General features: G+C 41.2%; 15 protein-coding genes and 1 pseudogene. 13 read left to right on the top strand and 3 right to left on the bottom strand.

Translation table 11 applies throughout. From position 1 onward, the window contains the following. Window positions 1–128: 128 nt before the first annotated feature. The 11 genes and pseudogenes from B7697_RS04355 (at window position 129) to rpsD (ending at window position 12,721) form a co-directional block, all read left to right on the top strand. On the top strand, window positions 129–1,313 hold the full coding sequence (locus tag B7697_RS04355) for a DUF4767 domain-containing protein (protein WP_239822290.1): 1,185 nt from the start codon (window positions 129–131) through the stop codon (window positions 1,311–1,313). A gap of 139 nt (window positions 1,314–1,452) precedes the next feature. Next, a complete protein-coding gene (locus B7697_RS04350) occupies window positions 1,453–2,307 on the top strand; it encodes a VOC family protein (protein WP_084950518.1) in 855 nt (284 codons plus the stop codon). A 106-nt stretch (window positions 2,308–2,413) separates the two neighbouring features. Further along, window positions 2,414–2,970 (top strand): annotated as a pseudogene (locus B7697_RS04345) (sugar O-acetyltransferase). A gap of 218 nt (window positions 2,971–3,188) precedes the next feature. After that, window positions 3,189–3,953 (top strand): nucleoside phosphorylase, encoded by a 765-nt coding sequence (locus B7697_RS04340; protein ID WP_049502306.1) that lies wholly within the window; start codon window positions 3,189–3,191, stop codon window positions 3,951–3,953. Window positions 3,954–3,986: 33 nt separating this feature from the next. Continuing rightward, window positions 3,987–5,366 (top strand): TrkH family potassium uptake protein, encoded by a 1,380-nt coding sequence (locus B7697_RS04335; RefSeq protein ID WP_049502305.1) that lies wholly within the window; start codon window positions 3,987–3,989, stop codon window positions 5,364–5,366. Window positions 5,367–5,379: 13 nt separating this feature from the next. Then, window positions 5,380–6,045: a potassium channel family protein gene (locus tag B7697_RS04330; protein ID WP_049544547.1), complete on the top strand. Its 666-nt coding sequence runs from the start codon at window positions 5,380–5,382 to the stop codon at window positions 6,043–6,045. A 155-nt stretch (window positions 6,046–6,200) separates the two neighbouring features. After that, the gene (locus tag B7697_RS04325; protein ID WP_084950517.1) at window positions 6,201–7,217 is read left to right on the top strand and encodes a glycosyltransferase family 2 protein; all 1,017 of its coding nucleotides are present in this window, start codon (window positions 6,201–6,203) and stop codon (window positions 7,215–7,217) included. Window positions 7,218–7,332: 115 nt separating this feature from the next. Then, the gene (locus B7697_RS04320; RefSeq protein ID WP_084950516.1) at window positions 7,333–10,044 is read left to right on the top strand and encodes an SSURE domain-containing protein; all 2,712 of its coding nucleotides are present in this window, start codon (window positions 7,333–7,335) and stop codon (window positions 10,042–10,044) included. Window positions 10,045–10,167: 123 nt separating this feature from the next. Then, window positions 10,168–10,866 carry a response regulator transcription factor gene (locus tag B7697_RS04315; RefSeq protein WP_049492681.1) on the top strand — a complete coding sequence of 233 codons (699 nt, stop codon included), beginning with the start codon at window positions 10,168–10,170 and terminating at the stop codon, window positions 10,864–10,866. Further along, window positions 10,863–11,915 (top strand): HAMP domain-containing sensor histidine kinase, encoded by a 1,053-nt coding sequence (locus tag B7697_RS04310; protein ID WP_084950514.1) that lies wholly within the window; start codon window positions 10,863–10,865, stop codon window positions 11,913–11,915. The genes B7697_RS04315 and B7697_RS04310 overlap by 4 nt, the downstream gene beginning before the upstream one ends. Window positions 11,916–12,109: 194 nt before the next feature. Beyond that, window positions 12,110–12,721, top strand: coding sequence for a 30S ribosomal protein S4 (gene rpsD / locus B7697_RS04305; RefSeq protein WP_000092756.1), 612 nt, complete (start codon window positions 12,110–12,112; stop codon window positions 12,719–12,721). Between the two features lie 94 nt (window positions 12,722–12,815). Here rpsD and B7697_RS04300 read toward each other — a convergent pair whose 3' ends face one another. From B7697_RS04300 to B7697_RS04290, 3 genes are all read right to left on the bottom strand, one after another. Continuing rightward, the gene (locus B7697_RS04300; protein WP_084950513.1) at window positions 12,816–13,982 is read right to left on the bottom strand and encodes a tyrosine-type recombinase/integrase; all 1,167 of its coding nucleotides are present in this window, start codon (window positions 13,980–13,982) and stop codon (window positions 12,816–12,818) included. 83 nt (window positions 13,983–14,065) lie between these two features. Beyond that, the gene (locus B7697_RS04295) at window positions 14,066–15,580 is read right to left on the bottom strand and encodes an ATP-binding protein (RefSeq protein WP_084950511.1); all 1,515 of its coding nucleotides are present in this window, start codon (window positions 15,578–15,580) and stop codon (window positions 14,066–14,068) included. Window positions 15,581–15,835: 255 nt separating this feature from the next. After that, window positions 15,836–16,393: a helix-turn-helix domain-containing protein gene (locus B7697_RS04290; protein ID WP_084950510.1), complete on the bottom strand. Its 558-nt coding sequence runs from the start codon at window positions 16,391–16,393 to the stop codon at window positions 15,836–15,838. A gap of 183 nt (window positions 16,394–16,576) precedes the next feature. Between B7697_RS04290 and B7697_RS04285 the strand changes: the two genes are divergently transcribed. Continuing rightward, entirely contained in the window at window positions 16,577–16,807 is a 231-nt protein-coding gene (locus B7697_RS04285; RefSeq protein ID WP_084950508.1) for a helix-turn-helix domain-containing protein, read from the top strand. 27 nt (window positions 16,808–16,834) lie between these two features. After that, window positions 16,835–17,449, top strand: coding sequence for a Rha family transcriptional regulator (locus tag B7697_RS04280; RefSeq protein WP_084950506.1), 615 nt, complete (start codon window positions 16,835–16,837; stop codon window positions 17,447–17,449). Window positions 17,450–17,790: the final 341 nt, after the last annotated feature.

Genomic DNA, 17,790 nt, shown 5'->3' with positions numbered 1-17,790 from the left:
ATCCGCTCCTTTTTCTGTTGTATATAAATAGATCTGATTTTATTACAGTTTACAAGGGTTTTTAAGGATTTTAATTGCACTTTCTCCAGTCTTTCTTGTATAATGAATAAAAAAGGAAAAAGAGTATTATGAAAAAGAAATGGATGTTAGGGTTGGCTATGGCTCTGTCAGTGACTTGCTTGACTGCTTGTAGTTCAATTGATTTACCAGAGCCTTTGAAAAGCTTTTTTGGTGGCTCTAAGGAGCAGGCTGAGACAAAGGCAGAAGACCTTTATAAGAGTGTTTTTGAGGATTATGAGGTTATCTTATCTTCAGGTAAGAAACAGGCACCAGAGATCGAAGCCAAGCTTCACAAATCTGACCGTATGATAAACTCATGGGTTATTGAAGCAGCTGCAGCGGATCCTTCAAAACAACGTTATACTTTCCTAGATTTAGATGGAGATGGCCAGTCTGAAATGTTAGTAGGTAGCCAAACTGCAGGGAAAAATTACTTCTTTACAGGCTTGTATTATCTGAAAGGAGGGCAACCAACCCTACTAGCAGAGGGTTATGTAGCAGGACATGGTGGTGCTCGTAGCTCTATGAAATTCTTTAAAACAGGTGAAGTCTTAGCTTTGACCTGGTCTTCTGGAACTGGTGAAGGGGAAGGAACTCTTTACAAACTAGAAGGTGCCAAGGGACCTACAAAAGTGGATAGCAAGTCTATCAAGATTACGGATAAGAAGTTGCTTGAGAATTTCGGCAAATCAGAAGCTGATGAAGTTACGGCAGACAAGTTTACATGGGAAGAGTTTAAATTTACCCCTGCTAAGGAAGAAACGAGTGCCAGCTCTTCCTCTTCTTCTAAATCGGAAGCAAGTAGTAGCAGTACTAGCAGTTCATCGAGTGAAAGTAAGAAAGAAGCCAAGGAAACGACTCCTTCCAAAACAGAAGAAACCGGCCTTTGGACAGCTGATAAATCCGCAGCCTTGGCAGACTTTATGAAGAGTTGGGGTGATGAAATGGGTCAGCCTAACTACCAAAAAGGAATCGCATCGGGGAACATTAGAGCTGACATGCTTTACTGGAAAGATGGTAGCAAACTAGATGCGGAATTTTCAAAAACAGGTAGTGGCACTGCCAAATATCGCATTGTAGAGACTTATAGTAATTGGGATAACTATCCAACCATTCACAATTACTTCTTTGCTATTACAGACACTGGCGAAGGAATCGTTTTTCACTCGCCAACGACCAATGGTGACAAGATGTATCTCAATCCCACAGAAAACGTTGATTTGAGAAATAACTTTGCTAGTCTAGTAAAATAAATACAAAACAATCCTAGAAGATTTTTTCTGGGATTGTTTTTTGCTAAGGGAGTTCTTTCAAGTTGTCTGGCTTGACTTTCTTGATAGGAATTATATAATAGATGTAATTGTTTTAATTACAACAAAAGGAGAATAGTTTATGACCTATGAATACAAGAGCCACATTTATTTGGCAGAGGCAGTTTTAAATGTAAAGGATTTGGCCAGTCAAATAGCCTTTTATCAGCAAATCATTGGTTTGGAAATCTTATCTCAAACTGAGACAGAGGTCATTCTGGGACTTGGAGGAAAAGCATTGGTGCAGCTGATTCAAGCACAAGAAGAGGGACAAGTAAGGGAACATTATGGCCTTTACCATCTGGCCATTCTTTTGCCGATACGCAAGGCTTTGGCTGATGTCTTGAAACACCTGACAGATTTACAGATTACTCTTGTCGGCGGTGCAGACCATGGTTACAGCGAGGCCATTTACTTGGAGGATTTGGAGGGAAATGGCATTGAACTCTATCGAGATAAGCCGGTTTCCACATGGGATATTCGAGAAGATGGACGCATTATCGGGGTGACTGAAGCCCTTGCGGCACAGGATATCTATGAGTTGGGGGACAGAGTAGAGCCTTTTATCCTAGCAGAAGGCACGAGAATGGGGCATATCCATCTTTCCGTCAAGGACAGTCGAAAGTCCAGCCAGTTTTATCAAAAGGTGTTAGGGCTAGAGGATAAATTCAGTGTACCTAGCGCCAGTTGGATTGCGGCAGGAGACTACCATCATCATTTGGCGGTCAATGAATGGGGAGGAAAAAGTCTGGCTCCGCGTAAGCCGGGTTTGCCAGGCTTGGCCTACTATGTCATCGAAGTCGCACATAAAGAAGAACTGTTAATGATTGCCGAGCGAGTACAGGAAGTTGATGCACCAAGCAAGTGGCTGACATCTAGCCAGCTGGAAATCACAGACTTAGACGGAATTGTGACCCGTATTCGCTTAGCAAGATAGGCAAGATGTGATAAAAATCAGAGCATAAATTGTAGAAAGTACCCCTTATCCTAGTCGGATATGTAGAAAATTTGATATGATAGTAGGGAACAAGGAGAAGAATACAATGACCAGTGAATACCAGAAAATGATTGCAGGGGAACCCTATCATCCGTTTGACCCCGAGTTGCGGGCCTTGGCTCAGGCTTCTCGCCAGAAACAGGCTGCTTTTAACCAGGAGCCAGACCCCTTGAAGGGGGCGGAGATTATCAAGACTTGGTTTGGTTCAACTGGGGAAAATTTCTATGTCAATCCACGCCTGGTGGTCGATTATGGAGTCAATATCCATCTAGGGGAAAATTTTATTCTAATTGGAACTTGACCATGCTGGATGTTTGCCCGATTCGTATCGGAGACAATGCCATGATTGGCCCCAATTGTCAGTTCTTAACCCCACTCCATCCGCTGGATCCGCATGAACGCAATTCAGGGGTCGAATACGGAAAGCCCATCACCATCGGTGACAATTTTTGGGCTGGAGGTGGCGTTATTGTCCTTCCTGGAGTGACACTGGGAAATAACGTAGTGGCAGGAGCAGGGGCCGTGATTACCAAGTCCTTTGGAGACAATGTTGTTCTAGCTGGCAATCCTGCGCGCGTGATTAAGGAGATAGATGTGAAATAGAAGTAAGAAGGAACAGCGGAGGTTGTTTCTTTTTTATGGGTTTTATCATCTTTTACCCAGCCCACATTTACCTACTCCATATCTTAGCAAGTTTGCTTCATTGATTAATTTAAAAGCATCTCGTAACTGGGATGCTTTTTTCTCCTCAATTTATCAGCCTCCTCCTTGACACTCAGTCAGCTTTTGATACAATAGTACAAAATTAGAGGAGGTGGGTCATGATTCAGAAACATGCGATTCCTATTTTAGAGTTTGATGATAATCCTCGTGCGGTTATCATGCCCAATCACGAGGGGCTAGACTTGCACTTGCCAAAGAAGTGTGTCTATGCTTTTTTAGAAGAGGAGATTGACCGTTATGCGAGGGAAGTAGGGGCGGACTGTGTCGGCGAATTCCTTTCTGCCACCAAGACCTATCCAGTCTACGTCATGAGCTACAAGGGCAAGGAGGTCTGTCTGGCTCAGGCTCCTGTTGGTTCAGCTCCAGCAGCCCAGTTTATGGATTGGTTGATTGGATATGGTGTGGAGCAGATTATTTCCACTGGAACCTGTGGTGTACTGGCTGATATAGAAGAAAATGCCTTTCTAGTCCCTGTTCGGGCTTTACGAGACGAAGGTGCTAGCTATCACTATGTGGCACCTTCTCGCTATATGGAAATTCAGCCAGAGGCTACTGCTGCTATTGAGCGAGTGTTGGAAGCCAAAGGGATTCCCTATGAAGAAGTCATGACCTGGACGACAGACGGTTTTTACCGAGAAACGGCTGAAAAGGTGGCTTATCGCAAGGAAGAAGGCTGTGCTGTTGTGGAGATGGAGTGTTCTGCGCTTGCAGCAGTAGCCCAACTGCGTGGGGTTCTCTGGGGAGAGTTGTTGTTTACAGCTGATTCCTTAGCAGACTTGGACCAGTACGATAGTCGTGACTGGGGTTCAGAAGCTTTCGAGAAGGCCTTGGAACTCTGCCTTGAGATAGCCTTTCAGATATAGCTACTCTCCTACTTTTTATGGTACAATGGATGTATGTTATTCAAATTATTTGTGAAAAAAATTGAGAGAGCCTTGGGCGGACTTTCGCCAGCTCGTCGCATCTTTTTAAGTTTCGCTGGAGTTATTTTTATAGGCTCTCTCCTTTTGAGTTTGCCTTTTGTCCAAGCGAGTGGTTCGCAGGCCACTTATTTTGACCATCTTTTTACGACGGTGTCTATGGTCTGTGTAACCGGCCTTTCTACGCAACCGGTAGCTACTACCTATAATGTCTGGGGGCAGTTGATTTGTATGCTCTTGATACAGATTGGTGGTCTGGGGCTCATGACTTTTATCGGGGTCTTTTATATTCAGGGGAAGCAAAAGCTCAGTCTTCGCAGTCGTGAAACTATTCAGGAAAGCTTTAGTTACGGGGAGACTCGGTCGCTGAAGGCCTTTATGCGATCTATCTTTTTGACGACTTTTCTAGTGGAGGGCTTGGGTGCCTTTCTACTAAGTTTCCGTTTTATTCCTGAGTTCGGCTGGGGACGAGGCATTTTTACCTCTATCTTTTTAGCCATTTCAGCCTTTTGTAATGCTGGTTTTGATAATTTCGGCAGTAGCAGTTTAGTGGCTTTTCAGACGGATCCCTTGATCAATCTGGTCATTGCTGGCTTGATTATCACGGGTGGTCTTGGCTTTATGGTCTGGTTTGACTTGGCAACCCAGTTTGACAAGAAGAAAAAACGCCGTCTGCGTTTCCACACTAAGCTGGTTCTCTTCTTGACTGCAGGGATCTTGCTGTTTGGGACAGTATCCACACTCTTTACGGAGTGGCACAATCCAGGAACAATTGGCAATCTCAGTGTTCCAGAGAAAGTGCTGGTTAGCTTTTTCCAAACCGTCAGCATGAGAACAGCTGGCTTTGCTTCTATTGATTACACTCAAGCTCGGCCTGTGACCTTGTTTATCTATATCCTACAGATGTTTCTGGGTGGAGCGCCTGGAGGGACGGCTGGGGGACTCAAGATTACGACTTTCTTTGTCTTGTTGGTCTTTGCGCGTAGTGAATTGCTGGGTTTACCTCATGCCAATGTTGCGCAGAGAACTATTGAGGCTCGAACAGTTCAAAAATCCTTTAGTGTCTTCATTATCTTTTTGATGACCTTCTTGTTGGGCTTGGTGTTGTTGGGAATTACGGCAGAAGGAACACCGCGATTTATCTACCTTATGTTTGAGACCATTTCAGCTCTTGCGACAGTTGGGGTAACGGCAAATCTGACACCAGAATTGGGCAAGCTAGCTCTCAGCATTGTCATGGTGCTCATGTTTATTGGCCGTATCGGTCCCTTGACCTTGCTGGTTAGTCTAGCGGATTACCAGCCTGATAAGAAAGATTTGATTCAGTATATGAAAGCAGATATTAGTATTGGATAAGAAAGGAAGAATGATGTCAGATCGTACGATTGGAATTTTAGGCTTGGGGATTTTCGGGAGTAGTGTCCTGATGGCCCTTGCCAAGCAAGATATGAATATCATTGCTATTGACGACCACGCCGAGCGTATCAATCAATTTGAGCCAGTTTTGGCGCGTGGAGTTGTGGGCGATATTACAGACGAGGAACTCCTCAGAACTGCAGGAATTGATACCTGTGATACGGTTGTAGTGGCAACAGGGGAAAATCTGGAATCGAGTGTGCTTGCAGTTATGCATTGTAAGAGTCTAGGGGTACCAAGGGTTATTGCCAAGGTCAAAAGCCAGACAGCTAAGAAGGTGCTAGAAAAAATCGGTGCTGACTCGGTGATTTCACCTGAGTATGAAATGGGGCAGTCTCTAGCGCAGACCATTCTCTTTCATAACAATGTTGATGTCTTTCAGCTGGATAAAAATGTGTCTATCGTGGAGATGAAAATTCCGAGTGTCTGGGCAGGTCAAAGCCTGAGCCAGCTAGATCTACGTGGCAAATACAACCTCAATGTCCTAGGATTTCGTGAACAAGAAAATTCACCCTTGGATGTCCAGTTTGGCCCTAATGATCTCTTGAGGGCAGATGCCTATATCTTGGCAGTAATAAATAACCAGTATCTAGATGACTTGGTAGAATTAAATTCGTAAGGAGGGGAATCCCCTCTTTTTTGATGCTCAAAATAGCAAATAGAGATAGCAACCCTTGTATTCTAGTAAAAGTCCTTCAGAAGCTGGACTTTATGGTAGAATAGAAAGAAGTGACAAGAGAGAAAGAAAAAATCAGTCCCCTAAAGGAGTAGATTATGAAGTTATTGTCTATCGCCATTCCTAGCTATAATGCCGCAGCCTATCTTCATTACTGTGTGGAGTCGCTAGTGATTGGTGGTGAGCAAGTTGAGATTTTGATTATCAATGATGGGTCTCAGGACCAGACTCAGGAAATCGCTGAGCGTTTAGTCAGCAAGTATCCTAACATCGTTAGAGCCATCTATCAGGAAAATAAGGGCCATGGCGGTGCGGTCAATCGTGGCTTGGCGGAGGCTTCTGGGCGTTATTTTAAAGTAGTTGACAGTGATGACTGGGTGGATCCCCGTGCTTACCTGAAAATTCTCGAAACCTTGCAGGAACTAGAGAGTGAGGGGCAGGAAGTTGATGCCTTTGTGACTAATTTTGTATATGAAAAGGAAGGTCAGTCTCGTAAGAAGAGTATGAGTTACGAGTCAGTCTTGCCTGTCCAGAAGATTTTTGGCTGGGATCAGATTGGAAATTTCTCAAAAGGCCAGTATATCATGATGCACTCGCTGATTTACCGGACAGATTTGTTGCGAACGAGCCAGTTCCAATTGCCTGAGCATACCTTTTATGTCGATAATCTCTTTGTCTTTACCCCCCTTCAGCAGGTCAAGACCATGTACTATCTGCCTGTCGATTTCTATCGTTATTTGATTGGGCGTGAGGACCAGTCAGTCAATGAGCAAGTGATGATTAAGCGCATTGACCAGCAACTCAAGGTCAATCGACTCTTGGTAGACCAGCTTGATTTATCTAAAGTAAGCCACCCCAAAATGCGAGAGTATCTGCTGAATCACATTGAGATTACGACGGTTATTTCCAGTGCTTTGCTTAACCGAGCTGGAACAGCAGAGCATCTGGCCAAAAAACGGGAGCTGTGGACCTATATTCAGCAGGAAAATCCAGAGGTCTTTCAGACTATTCGCAAGACCATGTTGAGTCGTTTGACCAAACACTCCGTCTTGCCAGCTCGCAAACTTTCCAATGTCGTCTATCAAATCACCAAATCTGTTTATGGATTTAATTAATATAAGTATTTTATAAGAGGGATTTAAGAAAAATTTTAACTTTTTCTTAATCCTTTTTAATTTTAGGAGATTATACTAGAGTCATCAAATAAAGAAAAACTCTAAGGAGAATCCTATGAAATTCAATCCAAATCAAAGATATACTCGCTGGTCTATTCGCCGTCTTAGTGTCGGTGTTGCCTCAGTTGTTGTGGCTAGTGGCTTCTTTGTCCTAGTTGGCCAACCAAGTTCTGTACGTGCCGATGTGGTCAATCCAACCCCTGCTCAAGTCGTACCAGAAGCTGCTTCGGTGGGTGAAAAGAGCGACTTACCAGCAGAACTTCTCAAAGAAGCAGTCGATACAGCTCTTCCTTCAGAACAGGCAGACTCAGCACCTAAAGCAAGCTTGGATACTACAAACTCTCCAGAGAAAGCGGATGTGGCTGCTAAAGACCAAGTAGTAGCACCAAAAGAAGAAGTGCAAGCAAAACCAGAATCTAAGAAAGAAACAGAAGCTGCTGTTAAACCTGCGACAAATCCTGCTTCTGCAGTTACTGGACAAGACCGTGAAGCAAATGAAGCTCAACCAACAACCACTCCAGCCGAAGTTCAAAAAGGCGTGGCTGACAATACCAAAGACACAGTAGACGTCCCAGCTGCATATTTGGACAAAGCCAACTTCCCAGGTCCATTCACAGCAGGTGTCAACCAAGTCATCCCATACGAATTCTTCGCCGGAGACGGTATGTTAACTCGTTTGATTTTGAAAGCTTCTGACAAGGCCCCATGGTCAGATAATGGTTCAGCTAAAAATCCAGCTCTCCCACCAGTAGAGAAATTAGGCAAAGGTCTTTACTTCTATGAAGTGGATTTGGCCGACACCCAAGGAAAATCAGACAAAGATTTGTTAGACTTGTTGAAACAAAACGGCACTCAAAGCTATAAAGCTACCATCAAAGTGTACGGTGCGAAGGACGGCAAGGCAGACTTGAGCAACCTTGTAGCGACTAAGGATTTGGATGTCAACTTGAACGGCTTAACCACTCCAGCCGAAGTACAAAAAGGTGTAGCCGACAATACTAAAGATACAGTAGACGTCCCAGCCACTTACTTGGACAAGGCTAACTTCCCAGGTCCATTCACAGCCGGTGTCAACCAAGTCATTCCATATGAATTCTTCGCCGGTGACGGTATGTTGACTCGTTTGATTTTGAAAGCATCAGACAAGGCCCCATGGTCAGACAATGGCTCAGCTAAAAATCCTGCCCTTCCACCAGTAGAAAAATTGGGCAAAGGCCTCTACTTCTATGAAGTAGATTTGGCCGGTACTCAAGGTAAATCAGATAAAGAGCTTCTTGACCTCTTGAAACAAAATGGTACGCAAAGCTATAAAGCAACTATCAAATTGTACGGTGCAAAAGACGGCAAGGCAGATTTGAGCAACCTTGTAGCGACTAAGAATTTGGATGTAAACTTGAATGGCTTAACCACTCCAGCTGAAGTGCAAAAAGGTGTAGCCGACAATACTAAAGACACAGTAGACGTCCCAGCCACTTACTTGGACAAAGCCAACTTCCCTGGTCCATTTACAGCTGGTGTCAATCAAGTTATTCCATACGAACTCTTCGCCGGTGACGGTATGTTGACTCGCCTTATCTTGAAAGCTTCTGATAAAGCTCCATGGTCAGACAACGGTTCAGCGAAAAATCCCGCTCTCCCACCAGTAGAAAAATTGGGCAAAGGCCTTTACTTCTACGAAGTGGATTTGGCCGGCACTCAAGGCAAATCAGATAAAGAGCTTCTAGACCTTTTGAAACAAAATGGTACGCAAAGCTATAAGGCAACTATCAAAGTGTACGGTGCGAAGGACGGTAAGGCGGATTTGAGCAATCTCGTAGCGACAAAAGATTTGAATGTCAACTTGAATGGCTTAACTACTCCAGCTGAAGTCCAAAAAGGCGTAGCTGACAACACCAAAGACACAGTAGATGTCCCAGCTACTTACTTGGACAAGGCCAACTTCCCAGGTCCATTCACAGCTGGTGTCAACCAAGTTATCCCGTACGAATTCTTTGCTGGTGACGGCATGTTGACTCGTCTGATTTTGAAAGCTTCTGACAAGGCCCCATGGTCAGACAATGGTTCAGCTAAAAATCCAGCTCTTCCACCAGTAGAAAAATTGGGCAAAGGTCTCTATTTCTATGAAGTAGACTTGGCCGGCACTCAAGGAAAATCTGATAAAGCTCTTCTTGACCTCTTGAAACAAAACGGCACTCAAAGCTATAAAGCTACCATCAAAGTGTACGGTGCTAAAGACGGCAAGGCAGACTTGAGCAACCTTGTAGCGACAAAAGATTTGACAGTGAACTTGCATGGACATCAGTCTCTGATTCCGATGCAGTCAGGTTTCGTCCCATCTTCTAATGGTTCAGCTATGCCGGCTCCAATGATGAATAGTCATCAAGATGCGTCTAAGATGAACGCTCAAATGCCTAGTGCCAATCAAGATGAGATGAAATCTAAAATGCCAGCTGCTAGTCAGGATAAGATGATGCCTAACAAAGAGCAGGACAAAACCATGAATGCTAGCCAGCCAATGGCAACACCAAGCATGAAACAAGATCAAGCTCCAGCAGCCTCAAGCAAAATGTCTGATGAAGGCAGGATGGCAGCTAATAACAAGGCATCAAATCCAATGATGGCTGATAAAATGAAAGAGCAAAAAGACATGCTTCCATATACTGGTGAAGCTCAAACATCAATGGCTACTATTGGATTCTTTGGACTTGCCTTGGCCGGACTGCTAGGCGGCCTCGGTTTGAAAGCTAAAAAAGAGGAAAATGACTAGTCTAACTACAGACTTTCTATCTAGGATTTGAAAAATCCAGATATCGTTTAGAATGTTCGTAAAGAGATTAAAATAGTGTTATACTATTGTGGTATAGCACTGTTTTTTTCAAAGGAGAGACAGATGGGAAAGACAATTTTACTCGTTGACGATGAGGTAGAAATCACAGATATTCATCAACGCTATCTGGTTCAGGCAGGATATCAGGTTTTGGTGGCTCATGATGGAGTAGAGGCCTTAGAAATCTTCAAGCGAAAACAGATTGATTTGATTATTACAGATATCATGATGCCTCGGATGGATGGTTATGATTTGATTAGTGAGGTCCAGTATCAATCTCCAGATCAGCCTTTTCTCTTTATCACGGCTAAGACCAGTGAGCAGGACAAGATTTATGGCCTGAGCTTAGGGGCAGATGACTTTATTGCCAAGCCCTTTAGCCCACGTGAGCTGGTTTTGCGTGTCCACAATATCTTGCGTCGCCTTCATCGTGGAGGTGAGACAGAGGTCGTCAGTCTCGGGGATTTACGGATGAATCACGGTAGCCATGAGGTCCAAGTCGGAGATGTGGCACTTGATTTGACAGTCAAATCCTTCGAACTTCTATGGCTTTTAGCCAGCAATCCAGAGCGGGTTTTCTCTAAGACAGACCTCTATGAAAAGGTCTGGCAGGAAGACTATGTGGATGACACCAATACCTTGAATGTTCATATTCATGCTCTTCGACAGGAGTTGGCTAAACATGCTAGTGCAGAAACACCGACCATCAAAACTGTCTGGGGTTTGGGCTACAAAATTGAGAAAGCACGAGGTAGTCAATGAAATTAAAAAGTTACATTTTAGTGGGTTATATCATTTCAACACTCCTAACGATTATCGTGGTTTTTTGGGCTGTTCAAAAAATGCTGATTGAGAAAAGCGAGATTTACTTTCTGCTTGGAATGACCATCGTTGCCAGCCTTGTCGGTGCTGGGATTAGTCTCTTTCTCCTATCGCCTGTCTTTACTTCATTGGGCAAACTCAAGGAACATGCCAAGCAGGTAGCGGACAAGGATTTTCCATCAAATCTGGAGGTTCAAGGCCCTGTAGAATTTCAACAATTAGGCCAAGCTTTCAATGAAATGTCCCATGATTTGCAGGCCACCTTTGATTCTTTGGAAGAAAGCGAACGAGAAAAGGGCTTGATGATTGCTCAACTTTCGCATGATATCAAGACCCCCATCACTTCTATCCAAGCGACGGTAGAAGGGATTTTGGATGGGGTTATCAAGGAAGGAGAACAGGACCATTATCTAGCAACCATTGGGCGCCAGACGGAAAGACTCAATAAACTGGTTGAGGAGTTGAATTTTTTGACCCTAAACACAGCTAGAAATCAGGTCGAAACGACTAGCAAGGACAGCATTTTTCTGGACCAGCTCTTGATTGAGTGCATGAGTGAATTTCAGTTCTTGATTGAGCAGGAGGAGCGAGATGTCCACTTGCAGGTAATCCCAGAGTCTGCCCGGATTGAAGGAGATTATGCCAAACTTTCTCGTATCTTGGTGAATCTGGTCAATAACGCTTTTAAATACTCAGCTCCAGGAACCAAGCTGGAAGTTGTGGCTAAGCTGGAGAAGAACCAGCTTTCAATCAGTGTGACCGATGAAGGACAGGGCATCGCTCCAGAGGATTTGGAGAATATTTTCAAACGTCTTTATCGTGTCGAAACTTCGCGTAATATGAAAACAGGTGGTCATGGCTTAGGGCTTGCGATTGCGCGTGAATTGGCCCATCAATTGGGTGGGGAAATCACAGTTACTAGCCAGTACGGTCTAGGAAGCACCTTTACCCTCCTTCTCAATCTCTCTGGCAATGAAAATAAAGCTTAAAACCCCTTTACAAATCCAGCTATTCATGGTAGAATGGATTTTGTGTGAAATATCAGCAGGAAAGCATGAAGCTCGTCAACAGGTGTCTTATGATAAGTAACCTTGGCTGTTTAGGCGAAGGGCATCTGCACGAATCAGGGCTTTCTAAGTGACTATTTCCACCGAAATATTATTTATATCAGGAGGACATTTACATGTCACGTTATACAGGACCATCTTGGAAACAAGCTCGTCGCCTTGGCCTTTCACTTACAGGTACAGGTAAAGAATTGGCACGTCGTAACTATGTACCAGGACAACACGGACCAAACAACCGTTCTAAATTGTCAGAATACGGTTTGCAATTGGCTGAAAAACAAAAACTTCGTTTCACTTACGGTGTAGGTGAAAAACAATTCCGTAACTTGTTCGTACAAGCTACAAAAATCAAAGGTGGAATCCTAGGTTTCAACTTCATGCTTCTTTTGGAACGTCGTTTGGATAACGTTGTTTACCGTCTTGGTCTTGCGACTACTCGTCGTCAAGCTCGTCAATTCGTAAACCACGGTCACATCCTTGTTGACGGAAAACGCGTTGATATCCCATCATACCGCGTAACTCCAGGTCAAGTGATCTCAGTTCGTGAAAAATCATTGAAAGTTCCAGCAATCCTTGAAGCAGTAGAAGCTACTCTTGGACGTCCAGCATTCGTATCATTCGACGCTGAAAAATTGGAAGGTTCATTGACTCGCTTGCCAGAACGCGACGAAATCAACCCAGAAATCAACGAAGCACTTGTCGTTGAATTCTACAACAAAATGCTTTAATTTTAAGAAATATCTTACAGAAAGCCTACAACAGTGGGCTTTTTGCTTTGTCTTAAAATGTTGATTTCTGGGTTTGCTCCCCTTTTTGCTCCCCTTATAGTGCTTTTAGTGCAGTTTCATAAAATGAGACTGCTTTTTTTGCGCTTTCTTTTGAGAGGTGGCTATAAATATCCATGGTCATTGATAGAGTGGAATGGCCTAAACGGTGCTGAAGCTCCTTGTAAGGTATTCCTGAGTTAAGTAATAAACTAGCGTGAGTATGTCTGAAACCATGAAAACCTATATTAGTTACATTCGCCCGTTTAAAGTGGGTTCTTAATCTAGTTTGTAAGGTTCGATTATTAGGGTACTCATGGATAAAGTCAGAGAATACCACACTTTCAGTTTTACCAATTTTCCAAGCTTCTTGGATTTGCCTAACCTTGTAAACTTTAAGCATTGTTACAGTCGCTTGGTCTATATCTAAATCCCGATAGCTTGCTTTTGATTTTGGACTATTGGTTTCTTGTTTATAGTTTAAAGTCTTTGTGATATGTACAACTGCATTATCTAAGTCAATATCAGACCATGATAGGGCTAAAGCTTCATTGATACGACAACCAGTAGCCAGTAAGAATTTATAAAGTGTATTCTCATAACAATAACGAAACTTATTTAAGTCTAAATTATCGAGATAAGCAAGAAACTTTTTTAATTCTTCATTATCAAAGTGCTTTACTTTTTGTCGCTTTGCTTTTTGAGTGTTACGAGGTAAAACAACATCACGCGCAGGATTGGACGGTATCGCTTGCATAGTAACGCCATACTGTAAGATACGTTTATTAAGCGCGTGTATGCTATCGTAGTATAGAAAAGCACCTTCTTCCCCTTTATTGGTTTTATCAGCAAGTTTATTGACTATGCTTTGGATAAGTGGAGTAGTGAGCTTGGTAAGCTTATAAGAGCCAAATAAAGGTAAAACATGGTTATTTAGTATTCTTTTGACGTTTATTCTTGTATTAGGCTTTACTGTATGCTTGTAGCTTTCCCACCAAAGATTGGCTAACTCCTGGTAGTTATCTATTGAACTAGCTTTAAATCTAGTACAACCGTCTTTCTGAAAATCTACCTTTTCTTGAGTAGCTTTCTGCTTGACTTCCTTTTGTGTCCGACCTGTTACTTTGGTTTTAACCTTTTTTCCTGTTACCTGGTCAACTCCTAAATATACATTAGCACGGTAAACTTTGCTACCGTCTTTTTTTATAACTTCAGTTATCTTCATGATGATAAACCTTTCTAAAATACATCAGCAGGCAAGCCATTATCAAAAAGGTTTTATATCATGCTAGGGGCTACGAGACCCCCTTATTTTCGTTTTATTTCTTCCAGTAAAGAGTACATAGCATTAATGTGGTTATATTTTTGAAATTCAGGATCTTGGTTTTGTGTAATAAAGTATACGTATTGTCTACCAGATTTGAATTTATCGATAGCTTGTTTTTCCACTAATTTTTTTAAATATTTTAAAATTGTATTTTTGTGGATTTTTAGTTTTTCTTCCAAAGTCTCTCTTGTTATGAAACGGTGTTCGATTATTAACTCTAATATCTTTTTCTCATATTCGTTATCAATATCCAGGTTATCTATAAGGGAAGTATCCCATAATGTAAGTTCAACTGAGTCTAATTCAGTTCGTAAATTGGGATATTTTAAATGACTCTCTTTAACTGCTTCCATTATTTTGGGTATACCAGTTCCCGCTTTTTCACATAAATTTAAAAATCTAAAAATTTCTTGTATTAAGTAGTTTCTTGGATCAGAATGTGCCCCACTAAAAAAGTCCTTTATGTCAATTCTAAGTGTTCCGCCATTTGTGAATATATACCTGTCGGGATATCTAATTATCATTATCCCTTTTTCGCTTTTATAGTCGCTATGAATAAGGCTATTAATGAATGCCTCGCGAATTGCAATTCGTAATTTTGAAATTCCAATTCTATTCATAGAATTTTCTTGAATGTTAGAGTTGTCATTCAAAGTTAGATATAATTTTTCAATAACTAGGTAAAAGAAATTAAAAAGATTATCTTCCCCCCATGTACCATCATAAATCACACGATCTTTAAAGCGATTGTTTTCAGAAAACTCTTTTAGAACATATTCTACGTTATAGTGTGGAATAAACTCTTTTATTGAATTATGTGTACCAAAAATTAATAGTCCAGCAACTGTTGGCTTTATTTTATCGTCCTTGCGATCTCTTCGTAAAGCATTTATTTTTATTAAAAATTGTTCGTTATCCAATTTTGAAAAAGGGTGCTCCGCATTTATATTATCAAATTTTTCTCTATATAGCTTTATTGTTTCTGTATCTAAGTCTAAAATAGAAAAATCCTGAATAAGTGTGCTATCAAAACTTTCCTTAGCGGAATCTCTTAACATAGAGTTGATTTGTTCTTGCGAACATCTAAAATCTCCGGTACCTTGGCGGAAATAAGTAGATGTTACACTTTCGTTTAGATATATTGGTTTGTCCTTATAATCAACTTTATAAATAGGGATAATGATAATAATCTTTCCTTTTTCATTTATAACTTGAACACTTTCTTCATTTATTACATTTCTGTTAATTTTCTTAGGATTGTTAACTAAACTATATAAATCATCAAGTATTTTATCTGGATTATTGACCCCAGAAATATAAAATTCTTTATTCTGTGTATTCTCTGATATTCCCAGAATTAGTAATCCATCATTTGTATTAGCAAAGGAGCAAATGGTTTTCATACCGTCTTTAGGGAAAGAGTTTTTAGCTTCTTTGAATTCAACACTTTGATTTTCCCCTGCTAGCAATAATTTTTCTATATCGTATTTTCTCATTTTTTCTCCAATCGATTCGCACACGCATTCGCACACGCATTTGCACACGCGCGAGAAAATTAGTTTATTTTTAGTTATCGGACGTTGTTACTAAAGGTTTTTAGATGGTAACGCATTCGCACACGCATTCGCACACGCATTCGCACACGCGCTTCAGGATTGTTGAACATTGTGGTGCGTGGGTATGGTGTAAGTCGCTTTTTAAATTCAAGAGTGATATTTAGAACAAAATTTTCATAATTTTCACTTCTTTATTTAGCTTTCTTTTTTATTTTCAAACTTTTTACGTTCTTTTTCTGCAATTTCTTCCATATCTTTGCTTTTTTGGATAATCAATCTTAGTTTTTCAGATTTAAAGTGATTTTCCTTAGTAGATAAAATAAGCTCAAACATTTCGTCACTGCTATCTACAAGTGATTTGATAGTGTGTAAAGTAGTTATCGCTTTTCCTCTATGGATTTCATCTTCATGAAGAACTTGATTTAAGTATTGTAACCTTTCTGATAGTATTTCTTTCATTGCATCATATTGTTCGCGGTATTTGAATAATGTTTCTGTTAATTCATCGATTAAATTATTTAATTGTGTATTAATCTGATCATCTTTACTATATCCTAAAAGGTATTCTACAGATATTTCTAAAACGTCAGCAAAGTCTTGAGCTTTATTAAGAGGAAACTGTCTTGTTTTATTTAAATATCTGGACATAGCAGATTTTGCTATACCAGTCCTCCTGGCCAATTCGCTAAGAGAAAGGCCTCTCTTGTCTTTTTCAGAGATTATAATATCTACAATTTCACTATTAGAACGCATTTTATAGCCCTCCTCTTTATTTTAATTTTATTATAACACCGTTCCCAAAAAAGCACAAGAATAACTGTAAAAATATTTTTTTGTCTAAATATTAAACTTTACTGTTGACAAATGAGAACGATAGCGTTATACTTATTTTGTTCCTTATTGGGAACGATTCTAAAAAAAGAAAGGTGGAAACTTATGGAATTAGATTTGAGACGCATTAAAGCGGAACGTATTGCCAAAGGTTATACTCAAGATGTAGTTGCTGAGAAAATGGGATGGAAATCACGAGCACCCTACGCAAAAAGGGAAAACGGAGTTGTCCCTTTTGGAGCTGATGAACTTGCTGATTTTGGCAATATTTTAGGATATAGTGTTAATGAATTAGGAATTTTTTTTACCAAAAATGTTCCCGAAAGAGAACAATAAAGGAGCAAACCAACGGAACTAGTCTACATGGACGGTAAGAAAGAGCCGTATACTACAAGCGAAATTATCGCTGAATGTGCTGAAGTCACTCATCACACAATACAAGAACTTTTAAGGAAGCATAAAGCTGATTTTGAAAGTTACGGAATTATCGCATTTGAAATGCGTAAATTAGACGGACGAGGGAGACCAATGAAAATCTATCGCTTGAATGAGCAACAAGCGACCTTGCTGATCACTTATCTAAAGAATACTGGACCAGTTCGTAAATTCAAAATGAACCTGGTCAAAGCTTTCTTTGAAATGCGTGAGGAACTTTCTAAGTTTCGTATGCAGAGGGCGCTAGAAAAGCCAAAAAGAAAAACACTGCATGACAGTATTGAGACATGGACTAATGCACCCAAGCACGCGCATAGCACCATGAACAACCTGCTACTAAAAGCAGTAACCGACAGGAACGCTAAGCAGTTAAGGGAAGAACGTGGGGGCTATAATGGCATTGATAGCTTGACAAGTGACGAGCTGGAGCAATACCAAGCATTTGAGGATATGGTAATAGCCATGATTGGCTTGAATATGAGTTATCAGGAAATCAAAGCCATGGCATTTAGAAATAAAAAAACACGCCAAAGAAGCGCGTGAGAGCAACAAAAAAGGCTTAGCAATAACCACACCGCAGAGCCTTTCACACTAACACTAAAACGAATTTAACAAAAAGCAGGCAAGCTATTATCAAAGAGGTTTTAGTAAAGATTTATACCTAGATTATAGCATATTTAGGGCAATTTGACTATACGGAGAGCGCCAACTCTTTAAACTGGTACTTTCTCACGCTTTCAATTTGGCGACCGAGAGCGTGAGGCTGTAGGCAAGAAAAAACTGTATAAGAAACAACCATTCAAAATCCCCCCACTCTCCGACGGCAATCTTGAGTGTGAGGATATCCATGTATAGTAAAAGGCATTAAAAAGCCATCAGGGCAA

This window comes from Streptococcus mitis (assembly GCF_002096895.1).
Classification (GTDB): Bacteria; Bacillota; Bacilli; order Lactobacillales; family Streptococcaceae; genus Streptococcus; species Streptococcus mitis_AH.
Note: the sequence above shows the minus strand (reverse complement) of the source record. Positions and strands in the feature narration are given on the sequence as shown.

What these genes read in the sequence shown, in the direction of transcription:
- B7697_RS04310 (WP_084950514.1), top strand. Translation starts at nt 10,863, where the DNA reads ATGAAATTAAAAAGTTACATTTTAGTGGGTTATATCATTTCAACACTC.
- B7697_RS04335 (WP_049502305.1), top strand. Translation starts at nt 3,987, where the DNA reads ATGTTATTCAAATTATTTGTGAAAAAAATTGAGAGAGCCTTGGGCGGA.
- B7697_RS04315 (WP_049492681.1), top strand. Translation starts at nt 10,168, where the DNA reads ATGGGAAAGACAATTTTACTCGTTGACGATGAGGTAGAAATCACAGAT.
- B7697_RS04290 (WP_084950510.1), bottom strand. Translation starts at nt 16,393, where the DNA reads ATGCGTTCTAATAGTGAAATTGTAGATATTATAATCTCTGAAAAAGAC.
- B7697_RS04340 (WP_049502306.1), top strand. Translation starts at nt 3,189, where the DNA reads ATGATTCAGAAACATGCGATTCCTATTTTAGAGTTTGATGATAATCCT.
- B7697_RS04350 (WP_084950518.1), top strand. Translation starts at nt 1,453, where the DNA reads ATGACCTATGAATACAAGAGCCACATTTATTTGGCAGAGGCAGTTTTA.
- B7697_RS04330 (WP_049544547.1), top strand. Translation starts at nt 5,380, where the DNA reads ATGTCAGATCGTACGATTGGAATTTTAGGCTTGGGGATTTTCGGGAGT.
- B7697_RS04295 (WP_084950511.1), bottom strand. Translation starts at nt 15,580, where the DNA reads ATGAGAAAATACGATATAGAAAAATTATTGCTAGCAGGGGAAAATCAA.
- B7697_RS04285 (WP_084950508.1), top strand. Translation starts at nt 16,577, where the DNA reads ATGGAATTAGATTTGAGACGCATTAAAGCGGAACGTATTGCCAAAGGT.
- B7697_RS04320 (WP_084950516.1), top strand. Translation starts at nt 7,333, where the DNA reads ATGAAATTCAATCCAAATCAAAGATATACTCGCTGGTCTATTCGCCGT.
- B7697_RS04355 (WP_239822290.1), top strand. Translation starts at nt 129, where the DNA reads ATGAAAAAGAAATGGATGTTAGGGTTGGCTATGGCTCTGTCAGTGACT.
- B7697_RS04300 (WP_084950513.1), bottom strand. Translation starts at nt 13,982, where the DNA reads ATGAAGATAACTGAAGTTATAAAAAAAGACGGTAGCAAAGTTTACCGT.
- B7697_RS04280 (WP_084950506.1), top strand. Translation starts at nt 16,835, where the DNA reads ATGGACGGTAAGAAAGAGCCGTATACTACAAGCGAAATTATCGCTGAA.
- rpsD (WP_000092756.1), top strand. Translation starts at nt 12,110, where the DNA reads ATGTCACGTTATACAGGACCATCTTGGAAACAAGCTCGTCGCCTTGGC.
- B7697_RS04325 (WP_084950517.1), top strand. Translation starts at nt 6,201, where the DNA reads ATGAAGTTATTGTCTATCGCCATTCCTAGCTATAATGCCGCAGCCTAT.